The 16,050-nt window shown below is 69.7% G+C and carries 16 protein-coding genes and 1 pseudogene; 8 read left to right on the top strand and 9 right to left on the bottom strand.

The features are described from left to right. Nucleotides 1-155 precede the first annotated feature (155 nt). Nucleotides 156-824 (bottom strand): TMEM175 family protein, encoded by a 669-nt coding sequence (locus tag GVL03_RS15325; protein WP_159501876.1) that lies wholly within the window; start codon nucleotides 822-824, stop codon nucleotides 156-158. A 192-nt stretch (nucleotides 825-1,016) separates the two neighbouring features. Between GVL03_RS15325 and GVL03_RS15320 the strand changes: the two genes are divergently transcribed. The 3 genes from GVL03_RS15320 (at nucleotide 1,017) to GVL03_RS15310 (ending at nucleotide 2,847) form a co-directional block, all read left to right on the top strand. Next, nucleotides 1,017-2,120, top strand: a complete 1,104-nt coding sequence (locus GVL03_RS15320) for an FAD-dependent oxidoreductase (protein ID WP_159501875.1) — start codon at nucleotides 1,017-1,019, stop codon at nucleotides 2,118-2,120. Between the two features lie 65 nt (nucleotides 2,121-2,185). Continuing rightward, nucleotides 2,186-2,431, top strand: coding sequence for an AbrB/MazE/SpoVT family DNA-binding domain-containing protein (locus tag GVL03_RS15315; protein WP_159501874.1), 246 nt, complete (start codon nucleotides 2,186-2,188; stop codon nucleotides 2,429-2,431). After that, nucleotides 2,428-2,847 (top strand): PIN domain-containing protein, encoded by a 420-nt coding sequence (locus tag GVL03_RS15310; RefSeq protein WP_159501873.1) that lies wholly within the window; start codon nucleotides 2,428-2,430, stop codon nucleotides 2,845-2,847. Before GVL03_RS15315 ends, GVL03_RS15310 begins: the two co-directional genes overlap by 4 nt. Nucleotides 2,848-3,139: 292 nt before the next feature. Here the strand turns inward: GVL03_RS15310 and guaB are convergent, their stop codons facing one another. Next, nucleotides 3,140-4,645 (bottom strand): IMP dehydrogenase, encoded by a 1,506-nt coding sequence (gene guaB / locus GVL03_RS15305; protein WP_159501872.1) that lies wholly within the window; start codon nucleotides 4,643-4,645, stop codon nucleotides 3,140-3,142. Between the two features lie 345 nt (nucleotides 4,646-4,990). Between guaB and GVL03_RS15300 the strand changes: the two genes are divergently transcribed. From GVL03_RS15300 to GVL03_RS15285, 4 genes and pseudogenes are all read left to right on the top strand, one after another. Continuing rightward, a complete protein-coding gene (locus tag GVL03_RS15300; RefSeq protein WP_159501871.1) occupies nucleotides 4,991-6,352 on the top strand; it encodes a branched-chain amino acid ABC transporter permease in 1,362 nt (453 codons plus the stop codon). A 3-nt stretch (nucleotides 6,353-6,355) separates the two neighbouring features. Beyond that, the gene (locus GVL03_RS15295; RefSeq protein ID WP_159501870.1) at nucleotides 6,356-7,339 is read left to right on the top strand and encodes a branched-chain amino acid ABC transporter permease; all 984 of its coding nucleotides are present in this window, start codon (nucleotides 6,356-6,358) and stop codon (nucleotides 7,337-7,339) included. Beyond that, entirely contained in the window at nucleotides 7,332-8,342 is a 1,011-nt protein-coding gene (locus GVL03_RS15290; RefSeq protein ID WP_159501869.1) for an ABC transporter ATP-binding protein, read from the top strand. Before GVL03_RS15295 ends, GVL03_RS15290 begins: the two co-directional genes overlap by 8 nt. Next, nucleotides 8,339-9,079 (top strand): annotated as a pseudogene (locus tag GVL03_RS15285) (ABC transporter ATP-binding protein); the annotation flags it as partial. The gene GVL03_RS15290 and the pseudogene GVL03_RS15285, both read left to right, overlap by 4 nt. Nucleotides 9,080-9,528: 449 nt before the next feature. Here the strand turns inward: GVL03_RS15285 and GVL03_RS15280 are convergent. From GVL03_RS15280 to groES, 3 genes are all read right to left on the bottom strand, one after another. Next, on the bottom strand, nucleotides 9,529-10,845 hold the full coding sequence (locus GVL03_RS15280; RefSeq protein WP_159501868.1) for an ABC transporter substrate-binding protein: 1,317 nt from the start codon (nucleotides 10,843-10,845) through the stop codon (nucleotides 9,529-9,531). Nucleotides 10,846-11,007: 162 nt separating this feature from the next. Beyond that, entirely contained in the window at nucleotides 11,008-11,958 is a 951-nt protein-coding gene (rarD, locus tag GVL03_RS15275; protein ID WP_159501867.1) for an EamA family transporter RarD, read from the bottom strand. A 141-nt stretch (nucleotides 11,959-12,099) separates the two neighbouring features. Beyond that, nucleotides 12,100-12,396: a co-chaperone GroES gene (gene groES, locus GVL03_RS15270; RefSeq protein ID WP_047543013.1), complete on the bottom strand. Its 297-nt coding sequence runs from the start codon at nucleotides 12,394-12,396 to the stop codon at nucleotides 12,100-12,102. Nucleotides 12,397-12,641: 245 nt separating this feature from the next. Here groES and GVL03_RS15265 point away from each other — a divergent pair, with 245 nt between their 5' ends. Then, nucleotides 12,642-13,832: an SAM-dependent methyltransferase gene (locus tag GVL03_RS15265; protein WP_159501866.1), complete on the top strand. Its 1,191-nt coding sequence runs from the start codon at nucleotides 12,642-12,644 to the stop codon at nucleotides 13,830-13,832. Nucleotides 13,833-13,906: 74 nt separating this feature from the next. Here GVL03_RS15265 and GVL03_RS15260 read toward each other — a convergent pair whose 3' ends face one another. The 4 genes from GVL03_RS15260 to GVL03_RS15245 are packed head-to-tail and all read right to left on the bottom strand — an operon-like array spanning nucleotide 13,907 to nucleotide 16,050. Next, complete coding sequence (locus tag GVL03_RS15260; protein WP_159501865.1) at nucleotides 13,907-14,557, bottom strand: DUF2510 domain-containing protein; 651 nt, start codon at nucleotides 14,555-14,557, stop codon at nucleotides 13,907-13,909. Beyond that, nucleotides 14,554-14,982: a DUF2510 domain-containing protein gene (locus GVL03_RS15255; RefSeq protein WP_159501864.1), complete on the bottom strand. Its 429-nt coding sequence runs from the start codon at nucleotides 14,980-14,982 to the stop codon at nucleotides 14,554-14,556. The genes GVL03_RS15260 and GVL03_RS15255 overlap by 4 nt, the downstream gene beginning before the upstream one ends. Nucleotides 14,983-14,984: 2 nt before the next feature. Beyond that, entirely contained in the window at nucleotides 14,985-15,734 is a 750-nt protein-coding gene (locus GVL03_RS15250; RefSeq protein WP_159501863.1) for a hypothetical protein, read from the bottom strand. Nucleotides 15,735-15,738: 4 nt separating this feature from the next. Next, nucleotides 15,739-16,050 carry a hypothetical protein gene (locus tag GVL03_RS15245; protein WP_159501862.1) on the bottom strand — a complete coding sequence of 104 codons (312 nt, stop codon included), beginning with the start codon at nucleotides 16,048-16,050 and terminating at the stop codon, nucleotides 15,739-15,741.

Here is a 16,050-nt window from a genome sequence, read left to right as displayed (position 1 = left end):
CGGAGGGGAGTGTGCCCGGTGCGCCGTCCCGGGCACACTCCCCTCCGTGTCTCACCTATGCAGGCCGCAGCGCCGGAACACCTGCACAAGCGAGACACGCAGGGGACGAGGGGTAGGGACTCTCCGCACGGATGCGGCGACACCCGGATCGGCGCTCAGCGTGCCGGCGGGGGATCGTCCGGCGGGGTCGGGGCGTCCTCCACCGACCGGGATCCGCCCAGGAGCCGGGTGAGCGGACCGTCCAAGGCGAAGAGGAAGAACGCGAAGGAGCCCACCCAGGGGCTCGCGACCACGACGGCGGCCGCGATGATCGCGGCGCTGAGCGCGGCTCTGCCCTGTCGCCGCGCCTCCGCCTCGGACAGACCGGGAAGCACCTCCTCCCGATGGCGCACCGACCAGGCCCACTGCGCCCAGCTGCAGGCGATCGCGAGGAAGAAGTTGATCGGCAGCAGGATGCGGCCGAGCAGCAGATCAGAGTAGTCCGTCGTCAGCGACGAGGTGAACGGCACGAGCACGATGAACAGCAGCCGGAGGTTGTTGATCCACAGCCCGAGTCCGTCGATCCGGGCGATGTTCTCGAACTGCGACACGTGCGTCATCCACATGAGGCTGAGGATGAGGAAGCTGATCACGAAGGTCATGAGCGGCTGCGTCATCTGCAGGAGCGCAGCCGCGAGGTCGGCATCCGTTGCGATCCCCGTGAACGAGCGGGTCGTGAGATCGAGCACGAGCAGCGTCGCGGCGATCGCGAAGACCGCGTCGGTGTAGGCCTCGGTGCGCGTCGTCGAGACGGTCGAGTCGGGATGCGAACGGCGGCGGATCACAGCGACAGCGTACCGGCGACGGCACGGGATGATCCCCCGCCCGACCCTCTCCCGAGAAACCAGCTCCATCGCGAGACATCACGTTATGCGTGGTGTCTCGCGGCGAAAGCGGTTTCTCGCGGGGAGTCCGGCGCCCGACTCACGACGACACCGAACGTGCCGCGCGCGGGAGCGGCCGCCAGGATGGGGCGCATGAGCGAGCGGATACGGGTCGTCGTCGTGGGGGCGGGTGTCATGGGGCTGTCCGCGGCCTGGGCGCTGGCGCGCGCGGGCGCGCGTCCGCTGGTGCTCGAGCGCTTCGCGCGCGGGCACACCCGCGGGGCGTCGCACGGCACGACCCGCAATTTCAACGACGCATACACCGAGGATCGCTATCTCGATCTGCTGGCACGGGCGCGCGCCGCCTGGGCCGTGCTCGGCACTCCCGGCGGGGAACCCGTCCTCCGTCTCCACGGGATCGTGACCCGCGGGCCGGCCGGCGTCCTCGAGACGGTGCACGCGGCGCTCGCAGAACGCGGCATCGACGCCCGGCTGCTCGATGCCGCCGAGGCCGCGCGGCGCTGGCCGGGCATCCGGTTCGCCGGACCCGCGCTCGTGTCGGAGGACGCCGGAGTCGTCCGCGCCGACGCCGCGCTCGCGGAGCTCGAACGGCGGATCGTCGCCCTCGGCGGCGAGGTGCGGTACTCGGCGCCCGTGCGGAGGATCGAGGACCGCGGCGACGACGTGCGCATCGACACGGACGGGGGCGGGATCGTCGCGGACGTGGCCGTCGTCGCCGTCGGCGCGTGGACACGGCCGCTCCTCGGCGGACTCGTTCCCCTCCCCCGGCTCACCGTGACGGAGGAGAGCCCGGCGCACTTCGTACCGCTGCGGCCGAACGACCCCTGGCCGTCGTTCAACCACCTCACGGCGGGGCTCGGCGACGCGACGCCGGGCGACGTCTACGGCATGCCCAGCCCCGGCGAGGGCGTCAAGGTGGGCTTCCACCGGGTCGGCCCGGAGGTCGACCCGGACGCCCGGCCGTTCCGGGCGACCCATGTGGCGGCGCTCGAGCAGTACGTGCGCGAATGGATGCCGGGACTCGATCCCGCGACCGCGCGACCGATCAGCTGCACCTACACCTCGACGGACTCCGGCGCCTTCGTGCTGGACCGGGCGGGCCGGATCGTCGTCGGCGCCGGGTTCTCCGGTCACGGCTTCAAGTTCGCCGCCGGCATCGGCGAGGTGCTCGCGGACCTGGCCGATGCCGAGCCTGGCGCCGCCGTCACCACGGCGTTCCCGCTGCCCGCACCGTAGCCGGGGCGACGACTGGCCGGGGCACCGTCCGGTCACGCCCCACGACCCGATGGTATTCTGATGCCATGAAGACGACCATCGATACCGGAGGGCGGGTCGTCATCCCGAAGGAACTGCGCGAGGCGCTCGGCCTGAGCGCCGGGCAGACGGTGGATGTCGGCATCCTCGACGGGCGTATCAGCATCGACGTCACCGGAACGGGCATGCACCTCGAGGTCCGCGACGGCCTGCCCACGGCAGTGCCCGACCGGCCGATCGAGCCGCTGACCAGCCAGACCGTGCGCGCCACGCTGGAGCAGCTGCGCCGGTGAGAGCCGTCGACACGGGCGTGATCGTCGCCGCCTTCGCCTCGTGGCATGAAGCTCACGACGTCGCGGTCGCCGAACTGGCGCAGCGGCCGCGTGCCGCAGCTCACTCGATGGTCGAGACGGTGAGCGTCCTCACCAGGCTTCCCGCTCCCCACCGCGCTCCCCTCGAGCTGGTGGCATCCTTCCTCGAGGCGGCCTTCGACCAGGAGCCGCTGACGCTCGACGGCGCGCAGACCTCACGGCTGCTGGTCGAACGGCTCCCGGCCCTCGCCGTCTCGGGCGGCGCCGTGTACGACGCGCTGATCGCGGAGACCGTTCGCGCCGCGGACGGCGTTCTCGTCACGCTCGACCGCCGCGCCCTCACCACCTACGACCGGGTCGGCGTCCGCTCCGTGCTGCTCGACGACGGATCGCTCTGAAGCGCCCCGCGAAGCCGGCGCTCGCCCGCTTCGTCTCGGACTCGTGCTCCTCGCTCGGCGGACGACGGCTTGCGCGTCCGCCGTGCAGCGGCGCTCACGTCCCCGGGCGGAGAGTCGGGGCGGCCGCAACTCCGTCGATATGGCGGAGGAGCTCGCCTGCGCCACCGCAGTGACGTGAATCGACGGAGTTGCGTGCGACGTGCTCGGTGCGACGTGCTCCGCGCAACCTCCGGGTCACCGAGCTTCTCGGTGCCCTGGCCGGCGACGCCATCGGTATGGCATCGAGGGGGCGCTACCGCTTGTTGTAGTTCGGCGCCTCCACGACGATCTGCACGTCGTGCGGGTGCGACTCCTTGAGGCCGGCCGAGGTGATCCGCACGAACTTGCCCTTGGCCTTGAGCTCCTCGACGGTGCGCGCGCCGACATAGAACATCGACTGCCGCAGACCCCCGACCAGCTGGTAGGCGACGGCCGAGAGCGGACCGCGGTAGGCGACCTGGCCCTCGATTCCCTCCGGGATCAGCTTGTCGTCGGTGGGCACATCGGCCTGGAAGTAGCGGTCCTTCGAGTAAGAGGTCTTCTTGCCGCGCGTCTGCAGGGCTCCGAGCGACCCCATGCCGCGGTACTGCTTGAACTGCTTGCCGGCCTGGAAGACGATCTCGCCCGGCGCCTCGTCGGTGCCGGCGAACAGAGACCCGAGCATGACGGAGTCCGCGCCGGCGACGAGGGCCTTCGCGATGTCGCCGGAGTACTGCAGGCCGCCGTCGGCGATCACCGGCACGCCGGCCTCGCGCGCGGCGAGGAACGCCTCGTAGATGGCGGTGATCTGGGGCACGCCCACGCCCGCGACGATGCGCGTCGTACAGATGGAGCCGGGGCCGACGCCGACCTTGACGGCGTCGACGCCCGCGTCGATGAGCGCCTGGGCGCCCTCGCGGGTCGCGATGTTGCCGCCGATCACGTCGATGTGCGCGAACGACCCGTCCGCCTTGATGCGACGCACCATGTCGATGACGCCCGCGGACTGGCCGTTCGCGGTGTCGACGACCAGCACGTCGACCCCCGCGTCGCGCAGCGCCTGGGCGCGCTCCCACGCGTCGCCGAAGAAGCCGATCGCGGCGCCCACGCGCAGGCGCCCCTGGTCGTCCTTGGTCGCGAGCGGGTACTTCTCGCTCTTGTCGAAGTCCTTGATCGTGATGAGGCCGGCGAGCTTGCCCTCGTCGTCGATCAGAGGCAGCTTCTCGACGCGGTGCTTCGCGAACGCCGCGATGACGTCGCCCGCGCTCACCCCGACGGGGGCCGTGATCAGCCCCTCGCTGGTCATGACATCGCGCACGAGCGTGGTCTGGCGCTCGAAGCCGGAGACGAAGCGCATGTCGCGGTTCGTGATGATGCCGACGAGGCGGCCTTCGGGATCGACGACCGGAAGCCCCGAGATGCGGTACTTCGCGCAGAGCGCGTCGACCTCGTCGATCGTGGCGTCCGGGGTCGTGGTCACCGGGTCGGAGATCATGCCCGACTCGCTGCGCTTCACGCGATCGACCATGGCGGCCTGATCGGTGATCGACGCATTGCGATGCAGGATGCCGAGACCCCCCTCGCGAGCGATGGCGATCGCCATCCGTGTCTCGGTGACGGTGTCCATCGCCGCGGCGATCAGGGGCGTCGCCACCGTGATGCGCCGCGTCACCCGGGAGGAGGTGTCGGCCTCGCTGGGGATGACGTCGGTGTGCCCCGGCAGCAGCAGGACGTCGTCGTAGGTCAGTCCTACGAAGCCGAAGGGATCGTGGTGCTCCATCAGTTCTCCTCCCCGGTCGCCGATGCACGTGGCGACAGGACGACATCGACCGGCACGGGAAGACGGAGACCTCCCGGCATCACCGATTCTAAGCGCGTGGATACGCGGTTTGTTCCCGCCACGGCCGGAGGGGATCCGTCCCCGCCGTCGCGGTCGCATCCGGTTCCACCCGACGTGGGACTCGGTCTCTGCGATCGCCGCGACGCACTGCCGGTGTATCGTTGCCGACCGAAGCGAGCGAACACCGTGTCATCGTGGAAACACGGCCGACACAATGCGCTCGTACCGTCGTTCATCAATGCCGATGCCGACCGTACCTCGGTGCGTGTCCCTCCAGGAGGTTCCGTGGTCTCCACCACTGCCCCAAGACGATCCCTCCCCGGGGTCCTCCTCGTGCTCGGAGCGTTGATTGCTGCCCTGCTCACGCTCTTCGCCGCTCCCGCGGCGCATGCCGACACCACCTCGAGCGATGCCGTCGTGCAAACCGAGGCCTGCGCGGCCAGCGCGAGCGTCGGCTGTCTCTCCGGGACACTGCGCGACGTCGGCGGGGGCGTGGTCATCGGCGCGACCGGCCCGGCGGGCACCTTCGAGACAGAGACCGACGAAGGAGGCCGGTGGTCGATCTCGGTCGACGAGCCCGGCGAGTACGCCGTCACAGTCGACCCGGGCACCCTTCCGGAGGGCGTGGCGTTGAGGAGCACCGACCCGCAGACCCGCGCGGTGACACTCGGCGCGAACACCGCGGTGCTCTTCTCCCTCGACGTCGCCGCCGGCGCCGAGGTCGAGGGCGGAACCGGCAATGGTACGACTGCCTCGACCGGCTTCAACTGGGATCGGCTCGCCCAGCAAGCGGCCTCCGGCCTCCGCCTCGGGCTGCTCCTCGCTCTCGCCGCGGTCGGACTCTCGCTGATCTACGGCACCACCGGCATCTCCAACTTCGCGCACGGCGAGCTCGTGACGCTCGGGGGCCTCCTCGCCTTCGTCTTCGCGAACGTTCTCGGCCTCAACATCTGGCTGGCCGGCATCGTCGTCGTCATTCTCTGCGGCGCATTCGGGTTCTTCCAGGACGTCGGCATATGGAAACCGTTGCGGAAGAAACGGTTGAGTCTCACTCAGCTGATGATTGTGACGATCGGCATGTCGCTGGCGCTCCAGTACGTCTTCCAGTTCTTCATCGGCGCCTCCACCGTCCGGATCATCACGGCCAACCCGAGACCGGTCCAGCTCGGCCCGATCTCGCTCAGCCAGGACTCCCTCATCGCGATGGGGATCGCGGTCGTCGTGCTCATCGCCGTGGGCCTCTTCCTCGTGAAGACCCGCATCGGACGGGCCACCCGCGCGGTGAGCGACAATCCCGCTCTGGCCGCCGCATCCGGCATCAACGTCGACGGCGTCATCCGCCTCATCTGGACCGCTGCCGCAGCCCTCGCCGGCCTCGCCGGGATCCTGCTCGGACTCGTGCTCAACGGCATCAACTGGATGACGGGCATGCAGCTGCTGCTCCTGCTTTTCTCCGCGGTCACCCTGGGTGGCCTCGGCACCGCCTTCGGCGCCCTGTTCGGCGCGCTCATCATCGGCATGACCGTGGAGCTCACGAACATCTGGCTGCCCGGAGATTTCAAGTACGCGACCGCACTGCTGCTGCTGATCCTGCTGCTGCTCGTGCGCCCACAAGGTCTGTTCGGCCGGAAGGAACGGGTGGGCTGAGCCATGGAGTTCATCGACCTGCTGCGCCAGATCTCGGCGATCGCGATCTCGCCCGCCACCGCCGCCTTCGCCATCGCGGCGATCGGCCTCAACATCCACTTCGGCTACACGGGACTGCTGAACATGGGCCAGGCCGGATTCATGCTGCTCGGCGCATACGGCTTCGCGGTATCGGTCGGCGCGGGCCTCGGATTCTGGCCGTCTCTGCTGATCTCGCTCATCGTCGTGGTGATCTTCAGCCTCATCCTCGGCATCCCGACGCTGAAGCTGCGCGGAGACTATCTCGCCATCGTCACGATCTCGGCCGCCGAGATCGTGCGCATGGTCGGGCGGTCCTCGATCATGGGTCCGTTCACCGGCGGGTCGAACGGTCTCCCCGGCGCCACGTACCGCCAGCCTTTCAACGACCTGTCCTTCCTGCCCGACGGCACCACCACGATCCTGTGGTTCACCTACGAGAACAACGGCGTCAGCGGATGGTGGGTGCGATTGGTCGCCTGGACCCTCGTCGCCGTCTTCCTCCTCCTCGTCTGGCTACTCATGCGCAGTCCCTGGGGCCGCGTGCTCAAGGGCATCCGCGAGGACGAGGACGCGGTGCGCAGCCTCGGTAAGAGCGCCTACTCCTACAAGATGCAGGCGCTCGTGCTCGGCGGGGTGCTAGGCGCTTTCGCCGGCATCGTCTACGTTCTTCCGTCGTCCGTGCAGCCCGACGCCCTCGGGCGCTCGACGACGTTCTTCATCTGGACGGCGCTCCTGCTCGGCGGAGCGGCGACGATCTTCGGCCCCGTGCTCGGGGCGATCCTCTTCTTCGCCGTCCGCATCTTCATCCAGGGCGTGACCGACATGGTCATGCCGAACTCCATCATGTCGTCGCAGCAGACCGAGCAGTTCTCCTGGATCATGATCGGCGTGGCGCTGATGCTCCTCGTGATCTTCCGACCACAGGGCATCCTCGGCAACAAGAAGGAGCTGAGCTTCAATGTCTGAGTCGACCACGGCGGCGGCCCTCGCCGCGCAGGAGAGCCTCCGGGGCGTCCCCCATGCGCCCGGTGCCGCGAAACCGGACCCGATCCTCACGGTGGACAACATCATCCGCCGCTTCGGGGGCATGACCGCCGTCGATGTCGACCATCTGGAGGTTCAGCGCGGCGCGATCACCGCGCTCATCGGTCCCAACGGTGCCGGCAAGACCACGTTCTTCAACCTGATCACCGGCTTCGACAAGCCGACCAGCGCGAAGCGCCTCATCGGCGGTCCCCCTGCCGACAAGTCGGCTCGATGGTCGTTCGACGGGAGCACGCTCGGGAACACGGCCGCCTCCAAGGTCGCCCGCAACGGCATGGTGCGCACCTTCCAGCTGACGAAGGCCCTGTCGCGCATGACGGTGCTCGACAACATGCTGCTCGGCGCCCGCGACCAGCCCGGCGAGAACATGCTGGTCGCCCTGATCCCGCCGCTGTGGAGGAAACGCGAGAAGGAGGTCATCGCGAAGGCGATGGACCTGCTCGAGCGCTTCAAGCTGTACGAGAAGCGCGAGGACCTCGCCGGATCCCTCTCCGGAGGTCAGAAGAAGCTGCTCGAGATGGCGCGGGCGCTCATGAGCGATCCGAAGATGATCATGCTCGACGAGCCGATGGCCGGCGTCAACCCGGCGCTCACGCAGTCGCTGCTCGGTCACATCCAAGCGCTCCGAGATGACGGCACCACCGTGCTGTTCGTCGAGCACGACATGCACATGGTGCGCCATATCTCCGACTGGGTGGTCGTCATGGCCCAGGGCGCGATCGTCGCAGAGGGCCCTGCGAGCGACGTGATGAACCAGCAGGCGGTGATCGACGCGTACCTCGGCGCGCACCACGACACCGACCTCGGCGACGACGCCCTGCTCGACACCTCGGTGATCGAGCAGTTCGAGGCCGAGGCCGAGGCAGCGGATGCGGCCGCCGAGGCGCAGATCGACGAGGCGCTCGGAAAGGAGCCCCGGTCATGACCACCGACAACGAACCGGTCCTCGTCGCGAAAGACCTGCACGCCGGATACCTGCCGGGCGTCAACATCCTCAACGGCGTCAACATCATCGCGCGTCCGGGCGAGCTGATCGGCATCATCGGGCCGAACGGCGCGGGCAAGTCCACGTTCCTGAAGGCCGTGTTCGGCCAGGTGTCGATCCGGCAGGGGTCCGTTACGCTGAAGGGCCAGGACATCACCGGCTGGAAGCCGAACCGGCTGGTTTCGACGGGCGTGGGGTTCGTGCCGCAGACGAACAACGTCTTCCCGTCGCTGACCATCCAGGAGAACCTGCAGATGGGCATCTACCAGAAGCCCAAGAAGTTCCGGGAGCAGCTCGACAAGATCTTCGAGATCTTCCCCGTGCTCGCCGACCGACGCGACCAGCGCGCGGGATCGCTCTCCGGCGGCGAGCGGCAGTCCGTCGCGATGGCACGGGCGCTCATGATGGACCCGTCCGTGCTGCTGCTCGACGAGCCCTCCGCGGGGCTTTCGCCCGTGCGGCAGGATGAGACCTTCATCCGCACCCGCCGCATCAACAAGGCGGGCGTGAGTGTGATCATGGTGGAGCAGAACGCCCGGCGCTGCCTGCAGATCTGCGACCGCGCATACGTGCTCGACCAGGGCCGCGACGCATACACCGGCACGGGCCGCGAGCTTGCGAAGGACCCGAAGGTGATCCAGCTCTACCTCGGCACGCTCGCGGCCGACGTGGAGGCCGAGACAGCCTCGACCGGTCCCGCGCCGACGCCGTCTGCGACCGAGGAACCCGCACCCGCCGGGTACGTCTCTCCCGACGAGCAGGTGCCGAGCGCGATCGGCGGAGCGCCGACGTCCGCGGAGGACCTTCCGCCCGGGAGAGAGCCGATGTCGGGCCCGGGCGTCGAGACCGCCGCGGAGGATCCCGAAAAGGCCTGATCCTCACACGCCGACGGGGTGGATGCAGCGCGCTGCATCCACCCCGTCGGCGTTCCAGCCCTCGCCCTCTCGTACCGTCTCGCCCGCCCAGCGCGCGTCGTCAGTGCTGATTCGCGTGGATCCAGGAGAACACGAGGAGGGCGCCCCTGGGGGCACACACACAGCGGCTTGATCCGGGCCACGCGCGAGTGACGACGACGAAGATCCCCGGGGGCGAACCCCCGGGGACCTTCGGCCGTGATGCTAGCGGTTCAGGACTCGCCCTCGACCGCGCTCACCCAGACGGGGACGTTGTCACCGTCGAACTTGTAGATGCCGATGAAGGCGCTCGACGGGTCGTTCGACTCGTTGAAGGGACCCGCGCCCGACACGCCCGTGTAGTGGATCTCGTCGCCGGCGGCGATGAGCTCCTTGCACTCGGCGTACGTCGAGCACTCGGTGCCGCCGCTCGCACCCGAGACCGCGGCCAGGTTGGCCTGGATAGTCGCCGGATCGGTCGCGCCGCCCTCGAGCGCTGCGAGGGCTGCGAGGATCACGGCGTCGTACGACTCCGCCGAGTACGAGTAGTCGTCCAGGGCGGAACCCTCGACAGCCTCGTGCCAGGCCGATGCCCGCTCCTTGAAGTCGTCAGCCGCGTTCGCGCCCGGGATGGTGCCTTGTGCGCCTTCCAGCGTGCCCGGCTCGAAGTCAGACGAGAAGTCCGAGGTGTTGCCGTCGGTGTAGTAGGTGCGGGACATGTCCCAGCCCTGCGAGACGAGCTCGGGGATGATCGCCTTGGTCTCGTCGAACGCGATGATCACGATCGCGTCGGGGTCGGTGGCGAGTGCCGCCGTGACCTCGGACGAGAAGGTGGTCTGGCCGGGAGGGAACTCCTGACCGGCACCGCTCGCCCCGTACGTCACCGCGCCGCCGGCCGAGGTGACCGTCTCCTCGACGACGTCGCGCAAGCCCGTGCCGTAGGCGTCGTTGAAGACCAGGAACGCGACGTTGGCGTTGCCGTCGCCCGTGATGAGCTGGCCGAGCGCCGAGCCCTGCACGGTGTCCGGCGGTGCGGTGCGGAAGAAGAAGTCCGAGTAGCCCGACAGCGACGCGGCCGTGTTGGCAGGCGAGATCTGAACGACCGGGCTCGCACCCGTGGTCAGCTTGTCGACGACGTTCAGCGATACCGAGGACGATGCGGCGCCGATGACGACCGAGACGTCCGCGTTCAGGAGGTCGTCCGCCGAGGCCGACGACACGGTCATGTCGTTGCTGTCGCCAGAGTCCGTCCAGAACGTGCAGGCGGAGTCGCCCGCCGCGACGATGTCGTCGACCGCGAGGCCGACGCCGGCGATCTCGGGCGGTCCGAGGAACGCGAGCGTGCCCGTGACCGGCAGCAGTGTGCCGACCTTCAGGGTGTCGGCGCTCGTCGCATCATTGGCACAATCCTGCGCAACGTAGTCGGCCGAGCCGCCGTCGGAGCTTTCCGTGGGCGTGCTTTCGCCGCCGCCGGCGCATCCGACCAGCGCGAGGGCCGAGACGCCCGTGAGGGCGACCGCGGCGTACCACGCCTTCTTGGAGCGAACCATGTGGTTCCGTCCTTTCACTGTCTTGTGATGTGCGACCCTGACGCCGCTATGCGCCAGAAGCTATCCACACATTGTTACGAGTGTGTTGTAGGCGCGCGTCGTGCACAGTACCCGCCGGCTTTCGCGACTCAATCGTTATCTAAACGGCCCGAAAGCCGCGGATCACGTCAGTTCGACGATGTCGGACGCCTCATCCGCGCCGTCCCGCGACGGGCGTCCGCGACGCCCCGCGACGACCGAGTCCACGGTGAGCAGGATGAGGGCGAGCCACACGATCGCGAAGCCGATCCAGCGCCCGAGAGTCATCTCCTCGCCGAGCAGCCACGCCCCGATGACGAACTGCAGGATGGGCGCGACGAACTGCAGGATGCCGAGGAGCGTCAGCGGTGCGCGCCGCGCGCCGGCGGCGAAGAGCAGGAGCGGCGTCGCCGTCGCGACCCCCGCGAGGAGCAGGAGGACCGCCTGCGGGTTGCCGACGGAGAAGAACAGGAAGCCGCTCGTGGCGCCCACGATCCCCAGCTGCACGAGCGCGACCGGGGTGAGCCACAGCGACTCGAGCGTGAGGCCACTCACGGCGTCGACCGCGGGGCCGATGCGCTTCTTCACCAGGCCGTAGAAGCCGAAGGAGAACGCGAGCGACAGGGCGATCCACGGAAACGCGCCGTATCCGACCACGATCACGATGACTGCCGCAGCCGCCAGTCCGAGCGCGATCCACTGCGTGAGACGCAGGCGCTCCCGCAGCACCAGCACGCCGAGCAGGACCGTGACGATCGGATTGATGAAGTAGCCGAGACTCGTCTCGATCACGTGCCCCGTCAGTGTGGCGATCAGGAAGACCTGCCAGTTGACGTAGATGAGAGCCCCGGCGACCGCCGTCCAGCCGAGCAGACGCGGCTGACGCAGGATGGCGACGAAGCGCCGCCACGATCGGGTCACGACGATCAGGAGCGCGCAGAAGACCAGGGACAGGAGGATCCGCCAGGCCACGATCTCGAACGGGCCGATGGGCGCGAGCAGCACGAAGTAGAGCGGCAGGAATCCCCAGAGGAAGTACGCGCCGAACGCATACAGACCGCCCGCGGCGTGCTGCGAGGCGGGCTGACGGGTCACCGCATCAGCCTAGGACGGGCAGGTCACGGACGGATGCCGCAGAGCCTCCGCCTGCCTGCCGATCACCGGCCGTTTCCTGCCACGCGAGGGGACGACGGAGGGCCCGGCCGCAGGTCGCGGCCGGGCCCTCCGGGGGTGTCGTCAGCGAACGACGACGGCGAGGACGTCGCGAGCCGAGAGCACCAGGTACTCGTCGGCGCCGAACTTGACCTCGGTCCCGCCGTACTTGCTGTAGATCACGCGGTCGCCGACGGCGACGTCGAGCGGGACACGGTTGCCGTTGTCGTCGATACGGCCGGGGCCCACGGCCACGACCTCGCCCTCCTGGGGCTTCTCCTTCGCGGTGTCGGGGATGACCAGGCCACTAGCGGTGGTCTGCTCAGCCTCGACCTGCTGGATGACGATGCGGTCCTCGAGCGGCTTGATGGAAACCGACACGGTCTACCTCTTCTTTCTCGCTTCGTGAAACGGAAGACTCATTAGCACCCTCACACCGAGAGTGCTAACGCAAGTCTAGGGGCGTCCTGGCACTCTCGCAACGCGAGTGCCAATCCATGACGACCGATGACCCGCTGCACCCGTCGAGTGCCCACCACTCGCGGGCGAAGTCGGGGAGACCTTCACGAGTCGTCGACGCTCACCCGCCCGGCGACCGGTGGGAGCCGCCGCCGTAGGCTGGGCCGATGGAGATGATCGAGCTGCGCACGCTGCTGACCGCGGAGGGGCTGCGACTGCTCGACGAGGTCGGCATCGTCGACTCGACGACGGATGCGGCCGCGGCGGTCGGGCGGCTGCGCGCGGCGGGGCACTCCCCCGACCTGGTCGCCGCCGTCGTGACGCAGGCGCGGTTGCGGACACGCGGACGCGCGAAGTTCGGCGATTTCGCCGCACGCATGCTGTTCACCCGTGCGGGCCTCGAGCAGGCGACCCGCCTCGGTGTCGCCGCCTGGCACGCGGGACGCTTCCGTGACGCCGGCCGCACGCACGTCGCGGATCTCGGATGCGGCATCGGCGGCGACGCGCTCGGGTTCGCGGCCCTCGGGCTCGAGGTCACGGCGGTGGACGCCGACGAGGTGACCGCGGCGGTCGCCGCCTACAACCTCGCGCCGTTCGGGGCGGAGGCCCACGTGCGGCACGACCGCGCGGAGGAGACCCCCCTCGACGGCATCGACGCGGTGTGGCTGGACCCTGCCCGCCGCACCGCGGGGCACGACGAGACGACCCGTCTGCGTGCGGCCGACTACACCCCGCCGCTCGACTGGGCCTTCGCGCTGGCGGCCCGCATCCCGACGGGGATCAAGCTCGGCCCCGGCTTCGACCGCACGGACATCCCCGACGGCGTCGAGGCGCAGTGGATCAGCGTCGACGGATCGACGATCGAGCTCGTGCTCTGGTCGGGTGCGCTCGCGCGTCCCGGCGTGCGACGCGCGGCGCTCGTCATCCGCGGCGACGAGACCCACGAGGTCACCGCGGCGACGGATGCGGACGACGCCCCGACCCGCGAGCTCGGCGCGTTCGTGCACGAGCCGGAGGGCGCCGTCATCCGGGCGCGGCTGATCGGCGACGTCGCACGGGCGCTGGATGCCGGCATGCTCGACCCCCGCATCGCCTACCTCACGTCGGACACGGCGGTGACGAGCCCCTTCGTGCGGTCGTTCCGCATCCGCGAGGAGCTGCCCTTCGACACGAAGAAGCTCGCGCGGGCGCTGCGCGAGCGCGGGATCGGCCGGCTCGAGATCAAGAAGCGCGGCGTCGACCTCGACCCTGCCGTGCTGCGGACGAGGCTGAAGCTGTCGGGCGACGAGGGGGCGACCCTGCTGCTGACGCGGACCGGCGATCGGCGCCGCGCGCTGCTCGCCGACCGCGTGGGCTGAGCGCGGCCCGGGCCGGCCTCGCCGAGCGGGCGCGCGCCCGGGGTGCGTCATGCCGGCGGGTGGGGCGGGTGCCGTCAGCGGGTGCTGCCCGCCCACCGCCCGTCGCGCGTGCGCACGGCCATCAGCACGTTCGTGACGGCGTTGATCGCCAGGGACACCGCCGTCAGGCCGATCGCGATCGCGGGGAGGAGGGCAGAGCCTCCCTGCGCCGCGACCGCGATCGCGGCGACGACGGCGCCCAGAGCAGCGGCCCCGGTGCACGCGCCGCGCAGCGCGTACGACCGTACCTGTGCGGCGCGCGCCGCCGCGGGATCCCCGGTCGCCGGCTGCCGCAGGCGGGCTGTACCCGCTCTCGTGTCGGCCAGCATGACCGAGCCGAGTCCCGCGAGGCCGACGATCATCAGGAACACTCCGACCGCTGCGGCGGGGGCGCCGAAGCTCAGAACGATCAGCGATATGCCCAGGAGCGGGAGGCAGAGCACCAGGACGCTCACGCCGCCGGCGAGGTTCCATCCCGGCAGCACCGCCCGCGGCTGGCCGAGCAGCGTCCAGCGCTTCACCGGTGCGACCGCCGCCGCCTGCGAAGCGGCCTGTGCGGGCGGAAGGGGGGATGCGGGCGGCATGGGCTGCACATGCGTCGTCCATGCCGTGCCATCCCACCAGCGCAGCTGGCCGGGCACGCCCGCGTCGTACCAGCCGGGCGGGGCGGAGGACGGAGTCGTCATCTCATGCCTTCGCGGCCACTCACCGGGCGGACGACGGGACTCTGCGCCGAGGGTGGGTTCGCCGGCCCGCACTGCCGGCCACGCTCCCGAGCCGCCCACACGAAGCAGACGATCGAGATCGCCGCGAGACCTGCGACCGCCGCGAGGTCGATCAGCAGGAACCCGACGTTACCCGACAGGAACGCAGCCGCCGCGAACACCAGTCCCCACGGGATCGGGACGAGGGCGACCCACCCCGCGATCCGGGCTCGCGTGCCCTTATCGCCGCCTGCGGGCATCGGCATCGGCTGAGCCGAAGGGAGCGACGAGCCGCGCACCGACGGCATCGGATGGACGTGCTCGGTCCACTTTGCACCATCCCACCAGCGCAGCTGGCCTGGGACGCCCGCGTCGTACCAGCCGGGAGGCGAGGAGGGGTTCGTCATTCTCAACTCGCGAACGCCGACCGGGTCCAGTCGAGCGCCGGGGAGGAGGCCAGGCGGTCCGCGATGCCGGCGTTCCGGCTCGACGAGTTCGTGAATGCCATTATCACGCTGCCGATGCTGATGAGCACTCCGATGACCGATGCGATGAGACCGATGATCGGCCCGATGCCGGTCGGTGCCGTGGCGATCGCCGCGACGAGGCCGACGACGGCGATCACGAGCCCGAGATATGCCCAGTTCAGCTCGGCGAAGAAGGAATCCAGCGATGCGGCGACATCGTTCAGGACGTTCTCGAGCGCGCGTCCGTTCTCCTCGACCCGATCCACGTCGCGCACCTGCTCGCTGAATGCAGCCTGGTACGAGTCGGATGCCGGGGAATCCCAGGCGTCGTCGTCGGCGGCCCCGAGGACGTCCATCGTCATGGCCGAGCCGAGGGTGGCGCCGGCGGCGGTCACCGCGGTGGCGATCTGCGTTGCCGCCTCACGCAGCAGCGACGGTCGGCCCACGGATTTCGCGAGCAGGCGCAGCATGTCGATGGCCTCCAGCATGACATCTGCCGCGCGGTTGACCGCCTCCATGATGAGGTCGAACGCCGCGTCCTTCGCCCAGCCGGGGAGCGGCAGCCCATAGATGCGAATCGCGTCCAGCCCCGCGCGGACGATGCCGGGGGCTGCGGCGAGCGCCGCCCTGACGTCGCGTTCGGCGTTGTCGCAGCCGGAGATGATCAGCTCGGCGATCGCTTCGGGATGCATGTGCCTACCTTCCTGCCACGGCTTCGATCTCGGCGACGTTGTCTTCCTCGGCGGTGCGGTACTGCTCGGCGGCCCAGTCGAGGGTCTCGGCGATCCCGTCGAACTGCTCCACGCCGTCTTCGAGTGCCGAGGTCAATGCGAGGACGGCTTTGGCGTATGCGACGAAGACGTCCTGGGCGCCGGGCAGGACGGAGAACGCCAGCGGCTCGGGCCGCGGTATCCCGTCTTTGACCCCGGTGAGCTGATCACGCCACCCCCGCCACAGCTGCGCATCCTCCTGCAGTATGCCGGGAGACACCCGGAAGTCGTCCACCAT

This window comes from Microbacterium sp. 18062 (assembly GCF_902706225.1).
Taxonomy (GTDB): domain Bacteria; phylum Actinomycetota; class Actinomycetes; order Actinomycetales; family Microbacteriaceae; genus Microbacterium.
Note: the sequence above shows the minus strand (reverse complement) of the source record. Positions and strands in the feature narration are given on the sequence as shown.